22 protein-coding genes are annotated in these 24,398 nt (G+C 42.0%); 15 read left to right on the top strand and 7 right to left on the bottom strand.

The features are described from left to right. Positions 1 to 231: 231 nt before the first annotated feature. A complete protein-coding gene (gene mltF / locus E5N72_RS16410; protein WP_135926094.1) occupies positions 232 to 1,698 on the bottom strand; it encodes a membrane-bound lytic murein transglycosylase MltF in 1,467 nt (488 codons plus the stop codon). 311 nt (positions 1,699 to 2,009) lie between these two features. Between mltF and purL the strand changes: the two genes are divergently transcribed. From purL to E5N72_RS16390, 4 genes are all read left to right on the top strand, one after another. Further along, positions 2,010 to 5,894, top strand: a complete 3,885-nt coding sequence (purL, locus tag E5N72_RS16405; RefSeq protein WP_135926093.1) for a phosphoribosylformylglycinamidine synthase — start codon at positions 2,010 to 2,012, stop codon at positions 5,892 to 5,894. Between the two features lie 134 nt (positions 5,895 to 6,028). Next, on the top strand, positions 6,029 to 8,500 hold the full coding sequence (locus tag E5N72_RS16400; protein ID WP_135926092.1) for a YdbH domain-containing protein: 2,472 nt from the start codon (positions 6,029 to 6,031) through the stop codon (positions 8,498 to 8,500). Further along, complete coding sequence (locus tag E5N72_RS16395) at positions 8,493 to 8,675, top strand: YnbE family lipoprotein (protein ID WP_054551055.1); 183 nt, start codon at positions 8,493 to 8,495, stop codon at positions 8,673 to 8,675. The genes E5N72_RS16400 and E5N72_RS16395 overlap by 8 nt, the downstream gene beginning before the upstream one ends. A gap of 9 nt (positions 8,676 to 8,684) precedes the next feature. Beyond that, complete coding sequence (locus E5N72_RS16390; protein ID WP_135926091.1) at positions 8,685 to 9,020, top strand: YdbL family protein; 336 nt, start codon at positions 8,685 to 8,687, stop codon at positions 9,018 to 9,020. A 64-nt stretch (positions 9,021 to 9,084) separates the two neighbouring features. On the opposite strand, the gene E5N72_RS16385 is transcribed toward E5N72_RS16390, so the two are convergent. Together E5N72_RS16385 and waaA are read right to left on the bottom strand one after the other, a co-directional pair. After that, complete coding sequence (locus E5N72_RS16385; protein WP_135926315.1) at positions 9,085 to 9,627, bottom strand: DUF1415 domain-containing protein; 543 nt, start codon at positions 9,625 to 9,627, stop codon at positions 9,085 to 9,087. A gap of 45 nt (positions 9,628 to 9,672) precedes the next feature. Then, on the bottom strand, positions 9,673 to 10,932 hold the full coding sequence (gene waaA, locus E5N72_RS16380; RefSeq protein WP_135926090.1) for a lipid IV(A) 3-deoxy-D-manno-octulosonic acid transferase: 1,260 nt from the start codon (positions 10,930 to 10,932) through the stop codon (positions 9,673 to 9,675). A gap of 153 nt (positions 10,933 to 11,085) precedes the next feature. Between waaA and E5N72_RS16375 the strand changes: the two genes are divergently transcribed. Genes E5N72_RS16375 through hldE form a run of 3 tightly spaced genes read left to right on the top strand, consistent with a single transcriptional unit; the run spans position 11,086 to position 14,634 of the window. After that, positions 11,086 to 12,573: a capsule assembly Wzi family protein gene (locus E5N72_RS16375; protein WP_135926089.1), complete on the top strand. Its 1,488-nt coding sequence runs from the start codon at positions 11,086 to 11,088 to the stop codon at positions 12,571 to 12,573. A 31-nt stretch (positions 12,574 to 12,604) separates the two neighbouring features. Beyond that, complete coding sequence (locus E5N72_RS16370) at positions 12,605 to 13,195, top strand: SIS domain-containing protein (RefSeq protein WP_135926088.1); 591 nt, start codon at positions 12,605 to 12,607, stop codon at positions 13,193 to 13,195. Then, on the top strand, positions 13,195 to 14,634 hold the full coding sequence (gene hldE / locus E5N72_RS16365; RefSeq protein ID WP_135926087.1) for a bifunctional D-glycero-beta-D-manno-heptose-7-phosphate kinase/D-glycero-beta-D-manno-heptose 1-phosphate adenylyltransferase HldE: 1,440 nt from the start codon (positions 13,195 to 13,197) through the stop codon (positions 14,632 to 14,634). The genes E5N72_RS16370 and hldE overlap by 1 nt, the downstream gene beginning before the upstream one ends. Here the strand turns inward: hldE and E5N72_RS16360 are convergent. After that, positions 14,624 to 15,346 (bottom strand): 3-deoxy-D-manno-octulosonic acid kinase, encoded by a 723-nt coding sequence (locus E5N72_RS16360; RefSeq protein WP_135926086.1) that lies wholly within the window; start codon positions 15,344 to 15,346, stop codon positions 14,624 to 14,626. The two genes, hldE and E5N72_RS16360, sit on opposite strands and share 11 nt — an antisense overlap. Before the next feature lie 124 nt (positions 15,347 to 15,470). Between E5N72_RS16360 and E5N72_RS16355 the strand changes: the two genes are divergently transcribed. From E5N72_RS16355 to glpG, 6 genes are all read left to right on the top strand, one after another. Next, positions 15,471 to 16,532, top strand: a complete 1,062-nt coding sequence (locus E5N72_RS16355; RefSeq protein ID WP_135926085.1) for a glycosyltransferase family 9 protein — start codon at positions 15,471 to 15,473, stop codon at positions 16,530 to 16,532. After that, the gene (gmhB, locus tag E5N72_RS16350; RefSeq protein WP_135926084.1) at positions 16,529 to 17,080 is read left to right on the top strand and encodes a D-glycero-beta-D-manno-heptose 1,7-bisphosphate 7-phosphatase; all 552 of its coding nucleotides are present in this window, start codon (positions 16,529 to 16,531) and stop codon (positions 17,078 to 17,080) included. Before E5N72_RS16355 ends, gmhB begins: the two co-directional genes overlap by 4 nt. Before the next feature lie 149 nt (positions 17,081 to 17,229). Continuing rightward, complete coding sequence (locus E5N72_RS16345) at positions 17,230 to 18,426, top strand: glycine C-acetyltransferase (RefSeq protein WP_135926083.1); 1,197 nt, start codon at positions 17,230 to 17,232, stop codon at positions 18,424 to 18,426. A 55-nt stretch (positions 18,427 to 18,481) separates the two neighbouring features. Continuing rightward, the gene (gene tdh / locus E5N72_RS16340; RefSeq protein WP_135926082.1) at positions 18,482 to 19,507 is read left to right on the top strand and encodes an L-threonine 3-dehydrogenase; all 1,026 of its coding nucleotides are present in this window, start codon (positions 18,482 to 18,484) and stop codon (positions 19,505 to 19,507) included. 64 nt (positions 19,508 to 19,571) lie between these two features. Then, positions 19,572 to 19,889 carry a thiosulfate sulfurtransferase GlpE gene (glpE, locus tag E5N72_RS16335; protein ID WP_135926081.1) on the top strand — a complete coding sequence of 106 codons (318 nt, stop codon included), beginning with the start codon at positions 19,572 to 19,574 and terminating at the stop codon, positions 19,887 to 19,889. Then, positions 19,886 to 20,701, top strand: a complete 816-nt coding sequence (gene glpG, locus E5N72_RS16330; protein WP_135926080.1) for a rhomboid family intramembrane serine protease GlpG — start codon at positions 19,886 to 19,888, stop codon at positions 20,699 to 20,701. Before glpE ends, glpG begins: the two co-directional genes overlap by 4 nt. A 38-nt stretch (positions 20,702 to 20,739) precedes the next feature. Here glpG and E5N72_RS16325 read toward each other — a convergent pair whose 3' ends face one another. Continuing rightward, positions 20,740 to 21,111: a flagellar basal body-associated protein FliL gene (locus E5N72_RS16325; RefSeq protein ID WP_235383316.1), complete on the bottom strand. Its 372-nt coding sequence runs from the start codon at positions 21,109 to 21,111 to the stop codon at positions 20,740 to 20,742. A gap of 200 nt (positions 21,112 to 21,311) precedes the next feature. Here E5N72_RS16325 and E5N72_RS16320 point away from each other — a divergent pair, with 200 nt between their 5' ends. Together E5N72_RS16320 and ubiA are read left to right on the top strand one after the other, a co-directional pair. Continuing rightward, positions 21,312 to 21,857: a chorismate lyase gene (locus tag E5N72_RS16320; RefSeq protein WP_135926078.1), complete on the top strand. Its 546-nt coding sequence runs from the start codon at positions 21,312 to 21,314 to the stop codon at positions 21,855 to 21,857. Continuing rightward, the gene (gene ubiA, locus E5N72_RS16315) at positions 21,854 to 22,732 is read left to right on the top strand and encodes a 4-hydroxybenzoate octaprenyltransferase (protein WP_135926077.1); all 879 of its coding nucleotides are present in this window, start codon (positions 21,854 to 21,856) and stop codon (positions 22,730 to 22,732) included. The genes E5N72_RS16320 and ubiA overlap by 4 nt, the downstream gene beginning before the upstream one ends. Here ubiA and E5N72_RS16310 read toward each other — a convergent pair whose 3' ends face one another. Further along, the gene (locus E5N72_RS16310) at positions 22,733 to 23,353 is read right to left on the bottom strand and encodes a 2OG-Fe(II) oxygenase (RefSeq protein WP_135926076.1); all 621 of its coding nucleotides are present in this window, start codon (positions 23,351 to 23,353) and stop codon (positions 22,733 to 22,735) included. A 139-nt stretch (positions 23,354 to 23,492) separates the two neighbouring features. Further along, on the bottom strand, positions 23,493 to 24,380 hold the full coding sequence (locus tag E5N72_RS16305; protein WP_135926075.1) for a LysR family transcriptional regulator: 888 nt from the start codon (positions 24,378 to 24,380) through the stop codon (positions 23,493 to 23,495). Positions 24,381 to 24,398 lie beyond the last annotated feature (18 nt).

Genomic DNA, 24,398 nt, shown 5'->3' with positions numbered 1-24,398 from the left:
CAATAACGCAGTATAAATCGCTTTTAAACCAACCCTTTGGGCGTTTCACAGGCACTTACTCTCATCGTTGTTACTTCTTAAAAGGGATGGCCATTCTTGCAAAGTAACGCCTTGATATTAAGCACCTGTGAAGCGCTGAATTCTGCATCTTGAGGTGGCTTGGGTATATTGATCTCTACAGGAAGATAATGATCATTTGATGACAAGTAAACAGATTTCTGGTGCTTTAGGTTAGTTGTTTTCTAACGTCTGCTGCTCTTGGGGGTCTGGTTGTGTTGTGTCGTTTGGCTTTTCGCTCGTTTCTGTGGAAGTGTTAACCTCTTCAATGGTTTGCTCTTCTTCACTTGGGTCAGCAATTGCATCATTTTCATCAAGCCAAACCAACGCATCGTAATAACGACGAATATTGTCAACATACTGCACGGCAACATCGCCACGTGCATAACCATATTTGGTTTTACGATAATAACGCTTTTTAATTAAAAGCGGTAAGCGTTTTTTTACATCCGCCCACTTATCGGGGCTTGCCCCTTCTTGCTCGGTAATAATTCGCGCGTCATTTACGTGGCCCCAGCCAACATTATAAGAGGCTAAGGCAAACCAAGTTCTATCGGGTTGTGGAATACGTTCAGGGATCCACGAAATAACCTTCGCTAAATATTCGGCACCGCCTTTGATATTTTGCTCAGGCTCTAAACGGTTAGTAACACCAACTTGTTTTGCTGTAGTTTGCGTAAGCATCATGATCCCGCGAACACCTGTCGGTGACTTGGCTTTAGGGTTCCACATTGACTCTTGATAGCTCAAGGCGGCCAGTAAGCGCCAATCAATATTCCCTGAATATTGCTCAAACCAAGGTTGATATTTGGGTAGTGTTTCTTTGATAGCTTCGATATAGGCTAGGGTATTAACATAATTAAACTGACGAACGTGGCCAAAATACTTTTCTTCTAATACATAAAGTTGGTTGTTTTGTTTTACATCACCAAAAAAGGGCACCATCAAGGCATATAAAGAATCGTCACCATCCTTTCTTAGTAACCAAGCGATAGGGTCGTTACGAGTCACTGAAAAGCCAATACTTAAATTAGGGTGGTAGCGGCGAAATAATGACAAGGTGTGAGAGTCTGCGAGAGTGTAATCAATTTCACCATCAATGACAGCTTGCAGAAGTTCTTCTTCATCCATATCTTCTGTTTCATGCCATTTTAAGTCTGGATGAAGCTGTTTAAGTTGCTGTAATGCAAGTGAGTGACTACTTTTCGCAAGAACCGTTAGGTTCCCCGTTAAATCGGCAAATTCTCGAGGGCGAGTGCGGCCTTGCTTGTATACTAGCTTTTGGCTAATGGTGCGGTAAGTTGGCCCAAAACGATAATGTTCAGCCCGAATGGTATTATAAGTAAGTCCAGAGGCAATAATGTCTAAATCACCACTTTCGAGGCGAGAGAACATATCTGTAAGATTAAAAAAAGGCACCATCTCGAGCTCTACGCCAACATAATCGGCAAACTCTTGTGCTAATTCGTACTCAAAACCCTGCACACCTTGCGGTGCTTGATAGTAATTACTCGCGCCGGCTAAGGTGCCGACTCTTATCTTATTCTGTGCTTTGATATGAGCAAGTTGTGATGGTTGTTGTTGCATATCGCATGCACACAACATGAGCACAAGCGTAAATATAGCGAGTATTTTTTGCATAAATTAGAAATGCCCCTTAAACCATTACGTTACCGTTATAGCAAAACTTCACTGCCACGTCACTTCGCATATAGTTTTATATCTCTATTTAAAAATTAATAACTGTAATAGTAGCGGTAATAGATAAGTCATACAGAACAACAGCCTGCGGGAAAATAAAGAGTACTAAGATAGTTAATTGTTGCAACCATAATCGCGGTTATGAAGATTATTTAAATAAAAGCGCAATTTTGAGTTAAATCTAGACGTTATTTGCACTATAATACGCGCCTAAAATATCGTTCAATCCCTAACCCCGGATGAAAATACCTATGTTGATCCTTCGTGGTGCACCAGCACTTTCCGATTTTAGAGTTCAGAAAATTTTAGCGCGTTGCCAACAGGCACAACTTCCAGTCACTAACGTTTATGCTGAGTTCATGCATTTTGCTGATCTTACTGCTGAGCTTTCAGCTGATGAGCAAACAAAGCTTGAAAAGCTGCTTACTTATGGTCCAACGATTGCAGAGCACAGCCCTGCAGGCACGTTAATTCTTGTAACGCCGCGTCCTGGCACTATCTCGCCTTGGGCATCAAAAGCAACCGACATCGCACACAACTGTGGCTTAAGCCAAGTTCACCGTGTTGAACGTGGTATTGCATACTACGTTGAAGGTAATCTATCAGCTGAGCAAACAGCTGAAGTAGCAGCGTTATTACACGACCGTATGACTGAAGCAACGCATGCGGATATGGCTGATGCAGCTAAATTATTCCGCCACGATGAACCGCGTCCAATGTCATCAGTTGACATTTTAGGTGGTGGCCGTGAAGCACTTGCTAAAGCCAATGTTGAGCAAGGTTTTGCGCTTGCAGATGACGAAATCGATTACTTGGTAGAAAATTTCCAAAAGTTAGGGCGTAACCCGAACGACATCGAATTATTTATGTTTGCACAAGCAAACTCTGAGCATTGTCGTCATAAAATCTTTAATGCTGACTGGACAATTGATGGCATCGAACAGCCAAAATCATTGTTCAAAATGATCAAAAACACTTACGAGCAACACCCTGAAAATGTGTTATCTGCATACAAAGATAACGCAGCGGTAATGAAGGGCTCAGTAGCGGGTCGTTTCTTCCCGAACAGTGAAGGCGAGTACGCATACCATCAAGAAAACATCGAAATCTTGATGAAAGTTGAAACTCACAATCACCCAACAGCGATTGCACCATTCTCGGGTGCTTCAACAGGTTCTGGTGGTGAGATTCGTGACGAAGGTGCTACAGGTCGTGGTTCTAAACCAAAAGCTGGTTTAGTGGGCTTCACTGTATCTAACCTTCGTATTCCTGGTTACGAGCAACCATGGGAAACCGACTTTGGTAAGCCTGGTCGTATCGTTAATGCACTAGATATCATGACTGAAGGTCCATTAGGTGGCGCGGCATTCAATAACGAATTTGGTCGTCCTAACTTACTTGGTTACTTCCGTACCTACGAAGAAAAAGTATCAAGCCACAACGGTGAAGAAGTACGTGGTTACCACAAGCCAATCATGCTTGCAGGTGGTTTAGGTAACATTCGTTCTGAACATGTTCAAAAAGGTGAAATCCCAGTTGGTGCAAAACTTATCGCACTAGGTGGTCCGGCAATGAACATCGGCCTTGGTGGTGGTGCTGCGTCTAGTATGACATCAGGTCAATCGAACGAAGATTTAGACTTTGCATCGGTACAACGTGAAAACCCAGAAATGGAACGTCGTTGTCAGGAAGTTATCGACAAATGTTGGCAGTTAGGTGATGCAAACCCAATCGCTTTCATTCACGATGTGGGTGCAGGTGGTCTTTCAAACGCATTCCCTGAGCTTGTAGACGACGGTGGTCGTGGTGGTAAATTCCAACTTCGTGATATTCCAAACGATGAGCCGGGTATGGCACCACACGAAATTTGGTGTAACGAATCTCAAGAGCGTTACGTATTAGCAGTTGCAGCTGAAGACTTCGCGCGCTTTGAAGCAATCTGTAAACGTGAACGTGCACAATACGCAGTTATCGGTGAAGCAACAGAAGAGCGCCACTTAACGGTTGAAGATAGCTACTTTGGTAACAACCCTGTTGACCTACCGCTTGATGTTTTACTTGGTAAAGCACCAAAAATGCACCGCGAAGTGGAGTCTAAAAAAGCACAATCGCAACCATTAGACGTTGCAAACATTGATGCTGCAGATGCCGCACAACGTTTATTACGCTTACCAACGATTGCTGAAAAAACATTCTTAATCACCATTGGTGACCGCACGGTAACGGGTTTAGTTGCGCGTGACCAAATGGTAGGTCCTTGGCAGGTGCCAGTAGCAAACTGTGCGGTAACAGCCGCTGCGTTTGATACTTACCACGGTGAAGCAATGTCACTAGGTGAACGTACACCAGCTGCACTGTTAAACTATGGAGCTTCTGCTCGTTTAGCTGTGGCTGAGTCATTAACGAACATCGCGTGTGCTAACATCGGTGGCCTTGAAAATATCAAGCTATCTGCAAACTGGATGGCCGCAGCTGGTCACCCTGGCGAAGATGCGGGTCTTTACGAAGCTGTTAAAGCGGTAGGTGAAGAGCTTTGTCCGGCACTTGGTTTAACAATTCCTGTGGGTAAAGACTCAATGTCGATGAAAACTCAATGGGATGAAAACGGTGAGCAAAAATCGGTTACTGCACCATTATCACTAATCATCACTGCCTTTGGTCGTGTTGAAGATGTGCGTAAAACAGTAACGCCACAGCTACGCACTGATAAAGGTGAATCATCACTATTATTAGTTGATTTAGGTGCGGGTCAAAACCGTATGGGTGCATCAAGCCTTGCACAGGTTTATAAGCAATTAGGTGATGTAACACCTGATGTTGATAGCCCTGAGTTATTAAAAGGTTTCTATGAAGCAATGCAAGCGCTTGTTGCTGATAACAAGTTACTTGCCTACCATGACCGTTCAGACGGTGGTTTATTCACAACTGTTGCGGAAATGGCATTTGCTGGTCACACGGGTGTTACTGTTGACCTTGCAGGCCTTACAGGTTCAGACATCGAAGCGCTTTATAATGAAGAGCTAGGTGCGGTTATCCAAGTGGCAAACGCTGATTTAGATGCAGTTAAAGCCGTTCTTGCTGATCACGGCTTAGCAGCTATCAGCCATGAAATTGGTACACTAAACGCTGATGACCGCGTGGTATTCACTCGTGGTGATGATGTGGTGCTTAACCACACGCGTACTGAGCTTCGCACTATTTGGGCTGAAACAACTTACCAAATGCAAGCACGTCGCGATAACCCAGAGTGTGCTAAGCAAGAATTTGACGCTAAGTTTGACGCAAAAGACCCAGGTCTTAACGTAAAACTAAGCTTTGACTTAAACGAAGACGTTGCTGCGCCTTACATTGCAACTGGTGCGAAGCCGAAAATGGCGATTCTACGTGAGCAAGGTGTTAACTCTCATTTAGAAATGGCTGCGGCATTTAACCGTGCTGGCTTTGCAGCGGTTGACGTACACATGAGCGACATCCTTGAAGGTCGTTTAACACTTGAGCAATTTAAAGGCTTAGTGGCATGTGGTGGTTTCTCTTACGGTGACGTATTAGGCGCAGGTGAAGGCTGGGCTAAGTCAATCTTATTTAATGAGATGGCGCGTGAGCAGTTCCAAAGCTTCTTCCACCGCGAAGATACATTCAGCCTAGGTGTGTGTAATGGCTGTCAAATGCTTTCAACATTGAAAGAGTTGATCCCAGGCACTGAGCACTGGCCACGTTTTGTAACCAACAAGTCAGAGCGCTTTGAAGCTCGCTTTAGCCTTGTAGAGGTGCAAGAAAACCCATCAGTATTCTTTAACGGTATGGCTGGTTCTCGTATGCCTATCGCTGTTTCTCATGGTGAAGGTCATGCTGAATTCGCTAACAGCGATGCAGTTAAAGCTGCGCTTGAGTCAGGCACTGTGGCAGTGAAGTTTGTTGATAACTACGGTAACCCAACAACGCAATACCCAGCTAACCCGAACGGCTCGCCTGAAGGTATCACAGGTATTACCTCTACTGATGGTCGTGCCACGGTTATGATGCCGCACCCAGAGCGTGTATTCCGTACTGTTGCTAACTCATGGCACCCAGATGAGTGGCGTGAAGATAGCCCATGGATGCGTATGTTCCGCAACGCACGTAAAAACGTTGGCTAAAACTTAGCTATATACCTAGCTATACAAGCTAGGTTCATACAAATCGTTTAAACTAAAAAGGCTGCACTATTAAGTGCAGCCTTTTTGTTTATAATGGTGCTAGTAAGTGTAAGTTCAAAGGCAAGGAGAGTTTTTTGAGTTTTAAGCGGGTAAGCGTAGGGTTGCTAGGTATCGTGCTAAGCATGCTGCTGTTGGCGTATCTGTTCAGGCTACCACTGACATCGTGGTACTTAACGCCTATGCTTAGTAAAAATGGCGCTGAGCTTCACTGCATTGATTGGTCATTGACCAGCCAGCTTGATTTAAATATCGAGAAATTATGCTTAACTTATCAAGGGCAGCAAATAGAGTTAGCTGGCATCCTTGCTAACAAGCAACAGGTTAGGGTTTCTCGCGCTAATCTCATCGTTAGCGACCTTGCAAATAAACAACAACCAGAATCAGCACAGACTGAATTTAAAAAGCTCGCTTTAGTATTACCAGAGCAAAGACCGCTAATAAGCATTGAGCAGCTTGATGTAGTCTCACCGTTTACCGATAGCCCTGTTAGGTTGGCAATACAAGAAAAACGCTTAAACCATTTTACGATTTCACGTGATCTTAATGCAGATGTTGAAATATCTAATTATGAAATAAAAGCCGATCTTACCCTTGATGAGCAAGTAGCTAGGCGGTTCATAACATTGCCAGCAAGCAGCCATTTTGGCACTCAATCGCAGGTTAAGTTTGATGGTATTACGGTTGCAATTGAAAGCACCATCAATGCAAGTTATCAGCATGCTCTAGCGCAATGCGACCTAGGTTTTACCACTGAAGGGCAACTGAGTGCGAAGTATCAATTAAACCAACAGCATTTATCTGCGGATTTATCAGCGATACAAAATCAACTTAGCGCAAACCAAGCATGTTTAAGCATCATCAAAGACCAACAGCATCAATCATTTATTGAAGCGCAGCTACCGCTTACTTGGCAGTTAGAAATTGAAAAACCAGTTAGTGTAGAAGCCGAGCAGCTATCAGTCCCAATCGTAAAATTGCTAGCAGCTGAAGGGCAAAGTGAAGTGACAGTCATTAATACGACCCTTTCTTTACAGGATCCGCTCGCATCACTTAATAGCCAAGTTAGTATTGATTTTAACAGTAAAGATATTGATGAGCTAAAGCTCAATGCGCATTTGCATGAAAGTGACGTTAGCGCTGATTTTCAACTGTCACTTGATTCACTCCCTGCATTTTTGGATTTTCAGGCTGACGGTGCTCTGGTTGAGGGTATTGGGGCTAAAGGAAAGCTAAATATCGATGAGTTATTTTCTAGCCCGATAGCTGCTAGATTGAACGCAAATGTCAGTGTTAAAAACGCGCTTATATCGGCTGCTCAGATAGCCGACTTTACCAGCACGATTGAGGCAGAGCATAATGCCGAGCAACACTTAATTGTTAAAGCCAACAGTAAGGTTAAATCATTAAATTATAATGATATTAACGCAGCAAAAATCAGTAATGAGCTAACCCTTAGTACAGATCTCAGTGTGGGGGAATTATTTGCTGATATTGATGCCAAAACCACGGCTGCTAAATTATCAACACCTGAATTTACTTTAAATAAGTTGTCTGTCGTTACAAATGCCCTACAAAGCCGCGCTTTGCAGGCAACGCATCATGTGTTTGCTGATGGCTTTGAAGCGCTTGTTAGCCATCATATGTCTAAGGTTGCGCACCCATTTGAATTGGTGATACCTGAGCAGGCAGTATCCAAGCTTAATCCGATAATTGCTCAGTTTGAGCCCCTTGCAACCATCACTGATGGGGTGGTTTCAGGGATTATTAAAGGTGATGTAAATCTTCAGCAAGCAGAAGGTAGTGTTCACATTAATAAACTCAGTGCGCTTTATAATGACTACCTAGCAAATGATTTTGCCGTGGATTTAGATGGGACGTTTAATTCAGGGAAGCTTAATATTGCAGCGACTAAATTTACACTCAATGAACTGCGCGCAGGTGCTGTGGTCAAAAATATGCAGGGTCAGTTGCAGGTAACGGCTAATCAGCCTTGCGCAGCTGATCTAACCGGTCAAGTTATGGGCGGCAAATTTGTGGTGAATAAATACTGCCCACTGAGTGACAACCAAACCGCGACCGTTAAGTTTGAAAATATTGATGCCAGCAAATTAGTCACCCTTGATGCTGAGTCTGGAATTAGTTTAAGCGGGCGCTTAGCGGGCACCTTACCTGTTGTTATAAGCAAACAGGGAATAGAGGTAAAGCAAGGGCAGCTAGTTAATCAAGGTGATGGTAAATTACTGATCACCAATAATGCGGGTTTTGAAGCTGTAAAAGCGCAGCAACAGGAGCTGAGTACCACGCTGAGTTTACTTGAGAATTTAGATATTAAAAAACTACGCAGCAGTGTTAACCTCAAACCTGATGGTTGGTTACATTTAGGTGTTAATTTAGAAGGTTATAATGAAGCGCAGCAGCAAGCAGTGAACTTTAATTATAACCATGAAGAGAATGTATTTACTTTACTTAGAGCGCTGCGTTTAAGTGATGAAATTACTCAAAAAGTTGAGAAAGAGTATGCAAAAAAAGGAAGCAATGATGGCTAAGTGGTTAGTAATGCTGACGGCAGTAGGCATGCTGAGTGCCTGTACTCACCGTGTTGAGGTGGCAGCAAAAGAGCCGATTACAATCAACTTAAATGTAAAAGTTGACCATGAGATCCGCGTAAAAGTGGATAAAGAACTTGATACCTTATTCAGTGATGACAGCGAATTATTCTAAGGAGCACACATGCGTAAATTACAACTTAAAAAACTAAATGTGATCACCTTGATCAGTGCTGTTTGTTTCTCTTTTTCTGCGTGGGCTATTAGCCTTGATGACGCAAAGAGCCAAGGCTTAGTGGGTGAAGATAGCTCAGGCTATTTAGGTTTAGTGGTTAATAATAGTGAAGCAAAAGCAGTCGTTGATGAAATTAATGCAAAGCGCAAAGAGCAGTACTTAAAGCTAGCGAAAAAGAATAATCTTTCGTTAGCGCAGGTAGAAGCACTTGCAGCTGCTAAAACTATCGAGAAAACTAAGCCGGGTCACTACATTGAAGTGAACGGTGAGTGGGTAAAAAAATAACTCACTAAGTTAAATTAGAAAAGCCAGCATTGCTGGCTTTTTATCTTTATAACGCCGGCAGGCGTTAGCGTTTATCGATGCAGCTTTGTAATAGCTGCTGCCAAAAGTCGATGCCTTTACGTCTTGCAAGTTTAATGTTGTGCTCTGGGATAGACTCAGGTTCATTGTAGTTATCTAACGCTTCGCTCATACTGGCTTCACGGATCAAATGTAGTGTTGGATAAGGTGCGCGGTTAGTATAGTTTGCAGCATCGCTGTCATCGCTATCGGCAAACACATAGTCAGGATGAAAGTTAGCTATTTGATACTTACCCTCATAACCTTGTGCAGCTAAAAGCGCATTGGCTAAATCGACTAAATCTAAGAACTCTTCAAAATCCTTAAAGCCTTGCTCAAACATCAACAGGGTTGTTTCACGCTGTGCTTGTTGGTCTAACTCGCTACACTGCTCAAGCATATCCATTACCGCATCATCAAGTGTAATAGACTGGCTGATTTGATAATGAATGCAATTGCTTTCAACTTCTTTGCGGGCAAACGGGCAGAAATTGTATTTCACGATTACACTTGATACCCATTCACGCATTTGTTTTTCTGGGCGATTCATCACTTGCTTTGAAGTCACGTTATTTCTCTATTCTATGTCTCTATTTTACTTTTCTAAGTAAAGCTCAATTAAATTAACCGTTTTACTGATAGCACCTTGATTATTAGCCACGCATTTTGCAGCTTGTTGACCAAGCTTTATGGCCTGTTCTGCATCATTACTCAAAGCGATAAGCGTATCAGCAAGTTGGTTTTCATCAGTGACAATTTTAGCTCCTTGAGCACTAATCAGCTCAGGGTAAATATGGTCAAAGTTATAGGTATGAGGGCCTGCTAATACGCCAACCGAAAACGCTGCTGACTCTAACGGATTATGGCCGCCTCGCTCTATTAAACTACCGCCAATATAGCTGATGTTTGCCACTCCATATAAGCATTGTAGCTCGCCTAACGTATCCGCTAGCACAACTTGCTGGTTGTTATAGTTATCTGCACTGCGACGGCTAAAGCTCATATCTGAGTTTTTTAAAACTTCAGCGACTTTATCAAATTGCTCGGGGTGACGCGGAGCAATAATCAAAAGAGCGTTGGGCAAGGCTTTTAACAGCTTTTTATGAGCACTTAAAATAAGCTCATGTTCAACAGGGTGAGTGGAGCCTGCAACCCAGATAAAGCGCTCGTTGTTATACTGATTTTTAAGTGTTGCGACTTTATTTAATTGCTCATCTGACGGCGTGATATCAAATTTAATTGAGCCAAACACGCGAGCCTTTTCAGGTTTTAAACCTAGTTCAATAAAACGTTTGGCATCATCTTGATTATGACTAGCAAGGTCGCTAATTGATTGCATGATCAGCTTAGTTAATGGCATCACCTTTTGATAGCCTTGCTGTGATTTAGCTGAAAGCCGGGCATTTAAAACAAGTACTTTTGTGCCGTAGTTGTTGCTTTGAGCCATAAGGTTAGGCCACAGCTCTGTTTCTAAAATACACAGTACCTTTGGCTTGATACGCTTTAAAAAACGCTGTGTAGCGAAGAAAAAATCAATCGGTAAATAACAGCAGCTAACAGTATCGTTAAAGTTGTTTTTTATTTGCTCGCGGCCAGTTGGGGTATTGCAGGTTACTAAAATCGTAAGCGCAGGGTGTTCGAATTGAACTGCCTTAATAAGCGGGGTTGCCGCTAGCACTTCACCTACAGAGGCACAATGAAAAACAATATCGTGGCGCGATAAATCTGCATAGCCAAAGCGTTCAGCAAAATGCATTCGGTAGCCTTGGTTTTTCTTACCTCGCAAAACATATAAGTAAAAAACAATTAGCGGACTCAAAATGTATAGGAGTAAAGAATATATAATACGCGCCATTGGTTAGCCTATATGAATAAAACCCTATGATAGCGTGGAACATACGCTATCTAAATATAAAATGTTAAAAAGGGTTATCTATGAGAGTTTTAAGTGTTTAGTTTCAGGTAATTTGGTAGTATTTCGATTACTTATTAAATAAACGAAGCAGTTATGAAATTTAAAATGATAAAAGCCTCGGTAGTAGGTGCTCTCTTAAGTTGCGCTATGCCTTTATATGCAACACCCACCGCTTATTTACCTGTTGGCATGGACGCACAGCTTGATCATCAATTAGATACTTTGTTTGCACTAACAATTGGCACTCCTATGGCTAAACCATATCGTTTAGCAGAAGTCGAGAAAGCACTTCTTGTACTTGAAAAGGAAGAGCCTGGGTTAGCTGCTGCTATTCGTTCAAAAATAAAGCCATATCAAAGTGATGATGCAGTGACTCGTGTCGGTGTAAAACTACAAGTAGATACGGATAATGCAAAGAAAATAGCGAATCAAAGAGGCCTAAGCTCGGATGAATGGGGGCAAGGTTTTTTTGAAGGTATTTGGCGTGCTAATGATTACACCTTGGTACAAGTGGGTGTAGATTACCGAGCTAAAGCTAATAAATTTGTAAATTATAATTCGTTTATAAGTTTTGCAGGCGAAGATTTACAGTTAAATCTTGGTTATAAAGAACACTGGTTCTCGCCGTTTAAACATTCTGCGCAGATTATTTCTACCAATGCTAAAACAGCACCTTCGATTTCATTGGGTATGGTAAAACCAGCCCACAATTGGTGGAATTTTGATTTTGAGCTTTATTATTCTGAGCTTGAGCATGTCGATAATGGTATTCTTTATCAAAATGAGCTCCATAGCGGCACACCAAAGCTCGCTGGGACGCATTTTAGTATTGAGCCGATTGATGGTTGGAAGCTGGGCCTTAATCGTATGATGCAGTTTGGTGGGGGCCCCCGCAAAGTCGATGTTGGTGATGTGGTCGATGCATTTTTTGATCCTGCGGGCAATGACAACTCAGGGCTCACTGGTAGTAAAGATAATGAGTTAGGTGACCAATACGTAACAATTACCAGCACGGTGAATTTTAATTGGGGAATGCCAGTTGAACTTTACTTTGAATATGGTGGTGAAGACACAAAAGACCACAAAAACTACCAATTTGGTAATACTGTTAGCAATTTTGGCTTCTTCTTGCCAAAACTGAGTAATACAATGTCGCTTAGGTATGAATATACCAACATGCACAGCCTGTGGTACGTCAATGAGATTTATCCAGTATATGGTAATACAGTGGGTGGTTTTGTAACGGGTCATTATGCGGCTGATCAACGTTATACTGAGTTACATGCCAATGGTGTTGCGAGAGTTTATGCTGATGCGCCACCGACGCAAGTGCACAGCATGGAGTTAACTTATAGTGAAAACTACCGCTCACTTTGGCGCAGTAAACTCACACTGATAGAAAACGAAAGTAATTACCTAAATGAGTGGGGTCAAACGACCGGAGATTATGAGCGTGCCGTTGAACTGCAATTAAGCAATACACGCCAATTAAACGAGCATACATTAGAGACAACTCTTACCTATGGCGAAGATGTATTTGGCGATAACTATACGTGGTTATCTGTTGCCTATTTTTGGTAAGTAAGCCGTTAATACTTTTTAAGGAATTTATATGTCTAATCTTGATTCTGTAGCGGCAAGCTACCTCGAAAGTTTAAATCGCCATCAAATGTTGTTTGAAACGATGGAGACCTACCACCCAGAAGTGATGCAATTACTTGAAGCATGTCACAGTGCTTTGCAAGCGGGTGGCAAAGTCATTTGGTTTGGTAACGGCGGAAGTGCGGCAGATGCACAGCACTTAGCTGCTGAGTTTGTGGTGCGTTATAAATTAGAGCGCGGTCCACTTGCTTCAATCGCACTGACTACTGATACCTCAATTTTAACAGCGCACAGCAATGACTATCACTTTGATACTGTATTCGAGCGCCAAGTTCAGGCCCTGTGTAAGCCAGATGATTTGGTTATTGGCTTAACCACCTCGGGTACTAGCCCTAATATTAATTTAGCGCTTGCTGCTGCTAATGAAATCGGCGCTTTTACCGTAGCATTAACAGGCCGAGATGGTGGCAAAGTAAAAGACATCGCTAAGTTACCTATTATTATTAAAAATGATGAAACCGCACGTATTCAAGAAGCCCACATGTTCATCGGGCATTGGCTATGTGAAGCCATCGATATGGTTGTAGCGGAGCAAAAGTAATGGATTTAGCGTTACTAAAAAACCTTTCAAAGGCACGTATTTTAGTTGTTGGTGATGTCATGCTAGATAGATACTGGCATGGCGATTCTGGGCGAATTTCACCTGAAGCACCGGTCCCGGTTGTGAAAGTGAGTAAATTTGAAGACAAAGCCGGTGGTGCAGCAAACGTCGCAAAAAATATTGCTCGTTTAGATGGTAAAGTAGGCCTATTAGGTTTAGTCGGTGAAGATGAAAGCGGGCAAATTCTTGAAACCATCTTAAGTTCAGAAAAAATTGATTCGCAACTTGTAAGTGTGTGTGACTTACCGACAATTTCTAAAATGCGTGTTATTAGTCGTCATCAGCAAGTTGTTCGTTTAGACCTTGAAGAAACCTTCACTGACCAGCACAGTCAACTATTACTTAATCGCCTAGAGCTAGTATTGGATGATTATGACTTTGTGTTGTTCTCTGATTACAACAAAGGCTCACTGAGCTTAATTCAACAAATGGTTCAGGTTGCAAAGAAAGCAGGCAAAACAGTGCTTATTGACCCTAAATCATCAGACTTAAGCTTATACCGTGGTGCTGACTATATTACGCCTAACCTAAATGAGTTTAAGCTTGCTGGTGGTTTGACGGACTCTGAGCAAAACTTGACTGACAGTGCTCGTAAATTAATTAGTGAAGCGGGCATAGCTGCGATGCTATTAACGCGCTCAGAGCATGGTATGTCGTTAATTAGTCAGACAGAAAAACATGATTTTGCAGCCCAACAGCTTGAAGTTAGCGATGTAACCGGTGCCGGCGATACTGTAATTGCGACATTAGCAGTGATGCTAGGCGCTGGTATGGCAGCAAAAGATGCTGTTGAAATTGCCAACCTTGCAGCAGGTATTGCTGTAAGCAAGCTTGGAGCTGCCACTGTTTCGCCTGAAGAACTCAGCCGTAAGCTTGGTCAATATTTACAGCAAACTGGCGAGCATTATCAAACACCGTTTGAAGATGTACTTCAGCATATAGAGTTTGCCAAACAAAATGGTGAAAAAATTGTTTTCACTAATGGCTGTTTTGATATTCTTCATGCAGGTCACGTACGCTACCTTGCACAGGCAAAAGCTCGTGGTGACAGGCTTGTTGTTGGCTTAAATAATGACGAGTCTATCACTCGCTTAAAAGGCCCACAAAGACCAATTAATCCACTCGATGAACGTGCCATGGTTTTAAGTGCGCTGGCGTCTGTTGACTGGGTTATTCCATTTGGTAGCGTTGAAGAGAATGACACACCAGCTAAGCTCATTGAGCAAATTAGCCCCGATGTACTAGTAAAAGGCGGCGATTACACTGTTGACCAAATTGCCGGAGCTGATCATGTATTACGCCATGGCGGTAAAGTCGAAGTGCTTGAGTTTCTTAATGGTTGCTCAACATCTAACGTAATTAGCAAGATTAAGTCTTAAGCAAAGCTTGGTAGTCACATATTAGTGACTGCCAATCACTTTGTCGCCAATGCATTTCTTCGTTACGGCCTTGCTCTTTTGCAAATGAACGAGCAAGGCGTTTAATATTCTCTGTTTGCCAGCTAGGGTGCGGCTTTTTGATTTCACCGCGGTCAAAGTCGATGATAAACACCGTACCAGTATCATCGAACAAGATGTTATTGATGTTTAAATCTGCGTGGTATACCCCGTGATTGTGAAAATCGCTGAGGGTGGCTGCAATCGCTTTGAGTTCAGACTGGCTTAGTGGGCGAGTGATTAAAATATCTAACACACTTTTTGCGCCTGTCACTGCCTCGGTGATGATATCGCCCCGATAGATAAAGCCGCTGGTTTTAATTTTGGCCCCAATCGGTGTGGGCACATTCAGGCCAAGCTCACGCAAACGCATCATTAGTGTAAATTCTTTATAAACTCGGGTTTGTTTTAAGCCAAAGTATAGGTACTGATCGCTGAGTAGCTTACCAACGAGTCCTCCTCGCCAATAGTGGCGCAGAACACCTGTGAGCTGTTGATGTTTAAAAAACCACGCTGTTGCGCGGCCTTTTTTTGCGCCAACTATTTTTTCTTGTTGTTGCCAGTAGCTGGCATCGAACCACTGTTGCGTGAGCTCATCTTTGTAGTCAGGGTGACACAAAAGGGTGGTGTTTTGTAGATGCTGAGTTTCGAACATAACAACTTCAAGATTAAATAGAATTAGCGCTATCTTACCGTATTTTTAGCTTTTCGCATAAGTGCTTGCATTAGCATCAAGTTAATTTAAGATCGCATATTATTTGCTGTAGCTAAGGGCGCACGTGACTCAATCAACCTCCTATTCAGATATTTGTATTTTAAGGCTTTCGGCTATTGGTGATGTATGTCACGCCGTATCCGCAGTGCAAGCAATTCAAAAGGCACATCCGAAGGCAAAAATTACCTGGGTGATAGGTAAAGTTGAGGCTATGTTGTTGGCTGATTTACCGGGCGTTGAATTTGTTGTATTTGATAAAAAACAGGGTAAACAGGCCTATCAGCATCTAAAAGATACTTTCAAGGGGCGTAAATTTGATGTGCTCTTACACATGCAAGTGGCGCTAAGAGCAAATTTAGCAGCTCGTTGTATTCCGGCAAAAGTCAAAGTAGGGTTTGATTGGGCTCGTTCAAAAGAGTTACATAGTTTATTCATTAATAAGCGTATTGCTCCGCAATCTGAGGCACATGTCCTTGAGGGCTTTAAGGGCTTTGCTCAAGCGATTGGTGTACCTGACTATGCGCCTCACTGGCAAATGCCAATCACAGATGAACATCAACAAGCTGCTGATGCCTTATTGGGTGAAGAACGTTTAGCTGGGCGTATTTTTGTTATCTCACCTGCGGCAAGTAAAAAAGAGCGTAATTGGTTGCCCGAGCGTTATGCGGCACTTGCAGAGCACGCGTATCAGCAAGGTTTTTCGGTGGTTATCACAGGAGGACCAACACCTTTAGAAATAGAGTTGTCTGAACAAATAATTTCGCAAACGAATGCGCCTGTGCTTAACTTAGTAGGTAAAACTAAGCTTAAAGAGTTGTTGTGTGTGTTGAAGCGTGCTTCTTTAGTTTTAGCTCCTGATACGGGGCCTGCACACATGGCTGTAACTGTTGGTACACCTGTAATAGGTTTGTATGCCCACTCAAACCCGAAACGTACAGGTCCATACTTGTATCTAGATTACGTGGTTGAGGTGTACCACCAAAACTTACGTGAACAGACAGGGAAAACAGCTCAAGAGCTACCTTGGGGAACACGCGTTAAAGGAGCTGATTTAATGACGCAAATAAGCATTGATGAGGTTATAGCTATGTTTAACCGTGTTGTAGATAAAGAGCAATTGTCATGAGTAAAGTACTGTTTTTAGACCGCGATGGTGTGGTTAATGCTGATCACGGTTATGTATATAAACCGGATGAGTTTGAGTTTTTACCCGGTGTGTTTGATGCGTGCAAAAAGTTTATTGATGCAGGTTATGAAATTGTCATTGTGACTAATCAGTCAGGTATTGGGCGTGGCTACTATTCAGAACAAGACTTTTTAAACCTTACAGACTGGATGAAAGCTGAGTTTATGCGTCATGACGTGCCAATTCTTGATGTGTACTTTTGCCCGCATCATCCGACTAAAGCAGAGCCTGCCTATTTACAGGATTGTCATTGTCGTAAGCCTGCTCCTGGCATGCTGTTACAAGCCATTGAAGAGCATAGTATTACTCCCTCACAAAGTATTATGGTAGGCGATAAGCTGGGCGACTTAATTGCAGCAGAAAGAGCGAAAATCGCGACCCGTGTGCTGGTTCGTTCAGGGCAAAGTTATGCTGAATCAACAGAACAACATGCTGATTACGTATGTGAGTCTTTAGCTGATTTACCTGCTTTAATTTTACAGTCTTAGCAGGTAAGACCAGTTTTATTTCCTTAGCCTCAAGGTTTGCGACGAACTGCAAACAGTGCAATTGTTCGTCTAAGCTTTTACAATAGGCGCAAATTTTACAGTCATGCTAATCATTTCTGGTTAGATACAAGAATATTTGGAGATTACAGATGAGAGCATCTGCGTTTTTTAATCAGCTGCAACAGCAAATCGACGAAGTAAAAGCTGAAGGTTTATACAAAAGTGAACGTGTTATTACATCGCAGCAGCAAGCTCAAATTGAAGTTGCCTCAGGTGATAAGGTAATCAATTTTTGTGCGAACAACTATTTAGGTTTAGCCAATAGCCCTGAGCTGATCAAGGCCGCGCAACAAGGTTTAGATGACCATGGTTTTGGTGTTGCATCGGTGCGTTTTATTTGTGGTACTCAAGATATTCATAAAACATTAGAGCAAAAGATTTCTGAATTTTTAGAAACCGAAGATACGATTCTTTACTCATCTTGTTTTGATGCAAACGCTGGTTTATTCGAAACAATTCTCGGCCCAGATGATGCAATTATCTCTGATGCGCTAAACCACGCCTCAATTATTGATGGTGTTCGCCTTTGTAAAGCAAAGCGCTTCCGTTACGCTAATAACGACATGAGCGACCTTGAAAAGCAACTTATTGCTGCTGATGAAGCGGGTGCTAAAACAAAACTAATCGCAACTGACGGTGTTTTCTCAATGGACGGTGTGATTTGTAATCTTAAAGCGGTTTGTGACCTTGCTGACAAATACGATGCCTTAGTTATGGTTGATGACTCTCACGCTGTTGGTTTTGTTGGTGAAAATGGTAAAGGTACGCCGGAGTACTGTGGTGTTCTTGACCGTGTTGATATCATCACAGGTACACTTGGTAAAGCACTTGGTGGCGCATCAGGCGGTTACACATCTGGTAAAAAAGAAATTGTAGAGTGGTTACGTCAGCGTTCTCGTCCTTATCTTTTCTCAAACTCACTTGCGCCATCAATTGTTACTGCGTCGATTAAAGTACTTGAAATGCTGAGCAATGGCGGTGAGTTACGCGCAAAACTTTGGGATAACGCAAAATATTTCCGTGAACAAATGGAAGCGGCAGGATTTACCTGCGCAGGTAAAGACCATGCAATTATCCCAGTTATGTTAGGCGATGCAAAAGTCGCTTCTATGATGGCAGACAAATTACTTGCCGAAGGTATTTATGTAACAGGTTTCTCATTCCCTGTTGTACCTAAAGGCCAAGCACGTATCCGTACGCAGATCTCTGCGGCGCATACAAAAGAGCAATTAGATACCGCTATTGCTGCCTTTACCCGTATTGGTAAAGAAATGGGTGTTATCTAATTTTATTTCCTAAACCGAAGCTTTTGCTTCGGTTTTGTTTAATTGAGTGTAAATCATGAAAGCATTATCTAAATTAAAAGCAGAACCAGGGATCTGGATGACTGATGCGCCAAAGCCAGAAGTTGGCCATAACGATCTGCTTATTAAAATCCGCAAAACAGCAATTTGTGGAACAGATGTCCATATTTATAAATGGGATGAGTGGGCACAAAATACAATTCCAACTCCTATGGTTGTTGGCCACGAGTATGTTGGTGAAGTAATTGATATGGGTCAGGAAGTACGTGGTTTCCAAGTAGGTGACCGTGTCTCTGGCGAAGGCCATATTACTTGTGGTCATTGCCGTAACTGCCGTGCTGGTCGTGTGCATTTATGTCGTAATACAACTGGTGTTGGTGTTAATCGTGAAGGCGCATTTGCAGAATACCTTGTGATCCCTGCTTTTAATGCATTTAAAATTCCAGATAATATCTCAGATGAATTAGCCTCAATTTTTGACCCATTTGGTAATGCAGTTCACACCGCATTGTCGTTCGATTTAGTGGGTGAAGATGTATTAATTACAGGTGCAGGCCCAATTGGTATCATGGCAGCTGCGGTTGCTAAACATGTTGGTGCGCGTCATGTAGTTATCACAGACGTAAACGAATACCGCCTAGATTTAGCACGTAAAATGGGTGCGACTCGTGCAGTAAATGTAGCAAATGAAAAGCTTGAAGATGTAATGAAAGAGCTTGGCATGACAGAAGGCTTTGATATTGGTCTTGAAATGTCAGGCGTACCCGTTGCATTTAATAGCATGCTAAATAACATGAACCACGGCGGAAAAATCGCTATGCTAGGTATTCCGCCTTCAGATATGGCGGTGGATTGGAACCAAGTTATTTTTAAAGGCCTTATCATTAAAGGTATTTATGGTCGCGAAATGTTTGAAACTTGGTATAAGATGGCGAGTCTAATTCAGTCTGGTCTTGATCTTAACCCAATTATCACGCATCAATTCTCGGTAGATGACTTCCAAAAAGGCTTTGATACAATGATTTCAGGCCAGTCTGGTAAAGTTATCCTGAATTGGGATTAAATGAAGGTCTAAAAGCCTCAAAATTAAGGCGGCTTTAGGCCGCCTTTTTAGTTTAGAGAGTATTATGTCGTATAAACATATTTCAGTTAGCGAAACCTTTTCGCTGTTAGAAAAAGACGATGTCGTGATTGCCGATATTCGCGATCCGAATTCATTTCAAAGCGGACATATTCCAGGCGCTGAGCATTTATCGAATGCAAATATCAGCGAGTTTATGATGAACAAAGAGTTTGATCAGCCAATCATCATCGTTTGTTATCATGGCGTAAGTTCTCAAGGTGCTGCGAGCTATTTAGTTGAACAAGGCTTTGAAGATGTTTACAGCATGGATGGTGGCTTTACTGCGTGGCAAACGCAACTTCCGGAGCATATAGAACGATGATTGAACTGGGCAGCATTAATAATCCGCGCGCCGCACAAGGCTTTATTGACTACATTAAAAGTAAAGGATTACAAGGTGAGCTGCGCTCGCAAGATGGACAAACTGTGATTATTTGTGTTGCTCCAGAGCATTTTCATCAAGCTCAACCTTTATGGCAAGAGTTTGCTGAAAATCCCAACGATGAAAAGTACTTACAAGCTTCATGGCAGGTAGGAAGTACACAATCGCCGTTGTCATATCAAGGCCAATCACTTGATTTAAAAGCGCGATTTAAGGCTTTAAGTTGGCTTAATCGTACCGTAACCTTAGTATCTATAGTCATCTTTGTTGCTTTTCTGATGGGCGGCTTTGAAACTATTTATGGCATGCTCCAATTTAACCCTGCCAAGCCACTTACTTGGCTTACCCCTGCCATTGTGCATTTTAGCTCTATCCATCTTATTTTTAATTTGATCTGGTGGATGACGCTGGGTAACGATATTGAAAAGCGCAGCGGTAAATTAACCTTAGTAGGGTTATTTTTAGTTACAGCGTTTATTAGTAATTGGGCACAATTTATAGTTGTAGGCCCTAATTTTGGTGGATTAAGTGGCGTTGTTTATGGTTTGCTTGGGTTTTGCTGGATTTATAGTGCAATGCGCCCTAACGAACCACCTTTAGTCAGCAATAGTATTGTTGGTTTTATGTTGGTTTGGCTTATTCTAGGCTTTGTAGATATGTTGCCAGTGAGTATGGCGAATTGGGCTCACTTAGCAGGTTTGCTGGCTGGTATGGCATATGCTGTGTCTGATAAGCTGCTTACACGTAAATAAAAAAGGCGGTTAAACCGCCTTTTTTATTAAACAAACTATTAATGGTACAAATACTTAGTAAATAACACTTCTCTGACAATTTCTTGGCCAGTTTCTTGTTTAAGTAGTGACTTTAATTTTGCAGTACAGCGTTTTCTGATTTCTTCTCGACCAGTAAGCGATTTAATGTTTTCTTCAGGCTCTTTTGAGAGTATTTCAACAATCGCATCACGCAGTAGAGGGGTGTGATGTTCAACAACGCTGATATCGGCTGTATCATTTAGCATAAGGTCAACGGTAATGCGCACGTAGCCTAGCTTCTTATTACCTTGGCCTATGTAGTTGGTGATGATATCAGGCTCAAAACCAAAGTAGCCAACTTTTGACTCAGCCTGTGCAGACAGACTGGTCATTGCGCCAATTAGTAGCATACTGACTAAGTAAATTGATAACACTGATGTTTTCATAATTAAAAATATTCCACCCTTTCAATGGTTTTAGTCTATACCCAAATTCGCTTGAGATACAGGCTGTTCTGTGATTTTTAACCGTGCTTGAGATTAAATCATGACTTTTGCCAAACGTGCAGCAGTGATATCATTTGCACGGTTTTTAAAAATAATGAGTCGTTGTGATCACATTCCCAGTTTCATTAGCTGCAAATTGGCAGCCTGCTTCAGCATTTCCAGATTTGACGCAACAACAGCAAGGTTGGCTGCTTGAAGCCGGTTCATTAACAGCTAAGCTCAAAAGTCACTGTCAGGCTTTTTCAGTTGAGGTACTAAACGAAGCGCCTTTTGATTTAACTGCCGAGCAACAAGCGCTACTAAATACCTCTTTAAGTCAGGCATTAAACCGCGAGGTGCTATTATTGTGCGATGGTAAACCTATGGTTTATGCGCAGAGTTGGCTACCAGCAGACGATACTTTAAAGAAACAGCAGTTGTTAAATATGGGGACGAGGCCGCTTGGCGATGTTATTTTTCAAGACCCCAGCTTGCAGCGAACAGAAATCGAGGTGGCTGAATTTTCTCAGCAGCATGCCATTCAAGCGTTAACAGCTCACCTTGGCTTACCGTCAAATTCTTTGTGGGGCCGACGCAGCGTGTTCGCATTATCAAATGCTCACTTTCTTGTGGCTGAAGTGTTCTTACCTGAGGCATATATCTACTTATGAAATTAGCTGCATTACATCGCGCAAACATTCCTTATTACAAACAACTGATGCGAACGGATAAGCCAATCGGTACTTTGTTGCTATTGTGGCCAACATATTGGGCTTTATGGCTTGCTAATCAAGGCACGCCTAGTTTGTTAAATTTTGTAGTGTTTAGCTTAGGTGTCTTTGTGATGCGAAGTGCAGGTTGTGTGATCAATGACTTTGCCGATCGTAAAATCGATGGTTCAGTAAAGCGAACTGCTCAGCGCCCTCTGGCTGCAGGACTGGTTTCTAGTGCAGAGGCAATGAGTTTGTTTGTGTTACTTATTGCAGTGGCATTCGGATTGGTTATGTTACTTAGCTGGTCAACTATTTTGCTTTCATTTGGTGCTTTAGCACTGGCGTTTTGTTACCCATTTATGAAGCGTTATACCCAATTACCGCAAGTAGTGCTTGGTGCTGCATTTAGTTGGGCAATTCCGATGGCCTATATGGCATCAATTGGTTCAGTACCATTAGAAGCCTGGCTACTATTTACCGCTAATCTTGTTTGGACTGTGGCTTATGACACCATGTATGCCATGGTTGATAGAGATGACGATTTAAAAATAGGGGTTAAGTCAACGGCAATCTTGTTTGCCAGCTATGACAGACACATCATCTTTTTACTCAATGCCTTATTTATCGCGATTCTTGTTTTCATCGGCATGAGTAACCATCTTGGTTTGCCTTATTGGTTGGGTTTAGTGGCAGCGGTTGGGTTTTTACTTTATCAACAAATGCTTATTCATAAACGAGAGCGAGATCCTTGCTTCAAAGCATTTTTGAATAATCACTATGTGGGGTTAGTGATTTTTATCGGTTTAGCAGCATCCTTGCCACTGCCATTTTAATTATCTAGGTGGGTCGATAATGCCGCTGATCGAGGCATTTTTTCTGAACCAACCCGCAATAGAGTAGCGAACATCATTTGCGGGTAATACCTCATGCATAAAGCGTTCGCTTTCAAACATTACCAGCATGCCAGCTTGAGGTTTTACGACAATCTCGATATCTTTACTTTTCGGCTTGTAAATCACCAACTCACCGCCAGATTCTGGCGTATTTAAGTAACAAACTGTTGTGAAAATACGGTTCGAACGGCCTTTGAAGGCATCATAGTGCTTTTTATAAAAGTCACCTTGTTGATACTTTGCATAATGGCATTCGTAGTCAAATAACCCTAAATAAAAACTACGATTTAACTGCGTTTTTATTGCTTCCATGGTCGCCAGATAAGTAATTTGTGCTTGGCTTGAACTATCAAACCAAAAGGTCTTATCTTTACGGACATTTTTATCAATTTGTTGGTCGTTTAAACGACCAATACCCGCTGTGTGAAAATGCGGATTTATACGATAGCAGTCGGCGATTAAATCATTGATTAATGTTTCATCAATCGCGTTTTCAACAATAGCATAACCAGCTTGTTCAATTGCATCTAAATAAGTGTCAGAAATCAGCTGAGCGTTCATTTATATACACAATAAAAAAAAGGTGCGTAAGTGTATCTGAAAAATAATGCGATGCACGCTTTTTATGCAATAAATAAGTGATCAGTAAAAGACGGGAGAGCTAGCCTGTTTAATTCAGGCTAGCAGATATAAGAGACGACTAATGCTGGCTTGCTAAGGCCATTTTTTCAATAAGATCAAGCAAGTGACTTACATGAGAGTTGTCGTTGATTTTTTGATTTGTTTGTATAACAAGCTGCTCTTGAGCAACACCTTTGTTGGTTTTTAAAAGCTGCAAGGCCGGATCAGAAGCAACATTGTTTGCGTGTTCAATACTAGCTATTGCAATATGGTTCGATCGTTTTAGTCCTTCCATAACTTGTTCAATACTACCTACTTTAACACTGGCTGACTTATCGAATGAATCAATGGCGTCGTTTAGCATCTGTTGTACTTGTTTCGATTGTGAAAAGCAGCTGTACATAGGGTAGTCGGCAAAATCGCGTTTGCTGATATCACTCTTATTCGCTAATGGATGATCTTTAGCAACAAATAAAATCAGTTGGTCAGGTAAATGGATATCGCTTCCTATACTATTCATTGCTTGCGAACAAACACTAATATCAATTTCACCAAGCTGTAGCTTACGCATTAGCTCGCTTTGCTCTTGTAGTTGCATCTCGATTTTTACATGTGGATACTGCGCTAAAAATTGCCCGCAAGATACAGGAACGACAGCACTGGCTTTATTAGTGTAACCAATAACAAGCTTTTCGCTTGCGCAGCCATTTAGTGATTCGAAAAGATGTTGTTTTGTTTCTTCTAGATTGTCGAGGGTTTGTTGCGCATATTCTAAGAAAATTTCACCTTCTTTGGTTAACTTAACGGAGCGGGTTGAGCGAGTTACCAGCTCATAACCAATTTCGTCTTCAAGAGTTTGAATACTCCGGGTTAACGCTGAAGTGCTTATTTGTGTTTTTTCAGCAGCTTGGCGAAAATGCCTTAATACGCCTAATGCTACAAACTGTTCAAGTTGTTCAAATCTCACTTTATATAGTCCCTTGTT

The sequence above is a fragment of the Pseudoalteromonas sp. MEBiC 03607 genome (assembly GCF_004792295.1).
Classification (GTDB): domain Bacteria; phylum Pseudomonadota; class Gammaproteobacteria; order Enterobacterales; family Alteromonadaceae; genus Pseudoalteromonas; species Pseudoalteromonas lipolytica_C.
The sequence above is the reverse complement of the archived record's forward strand: the minus strand, read 5'-3'. Positions and strand labels throughout refer to the sequence as shown.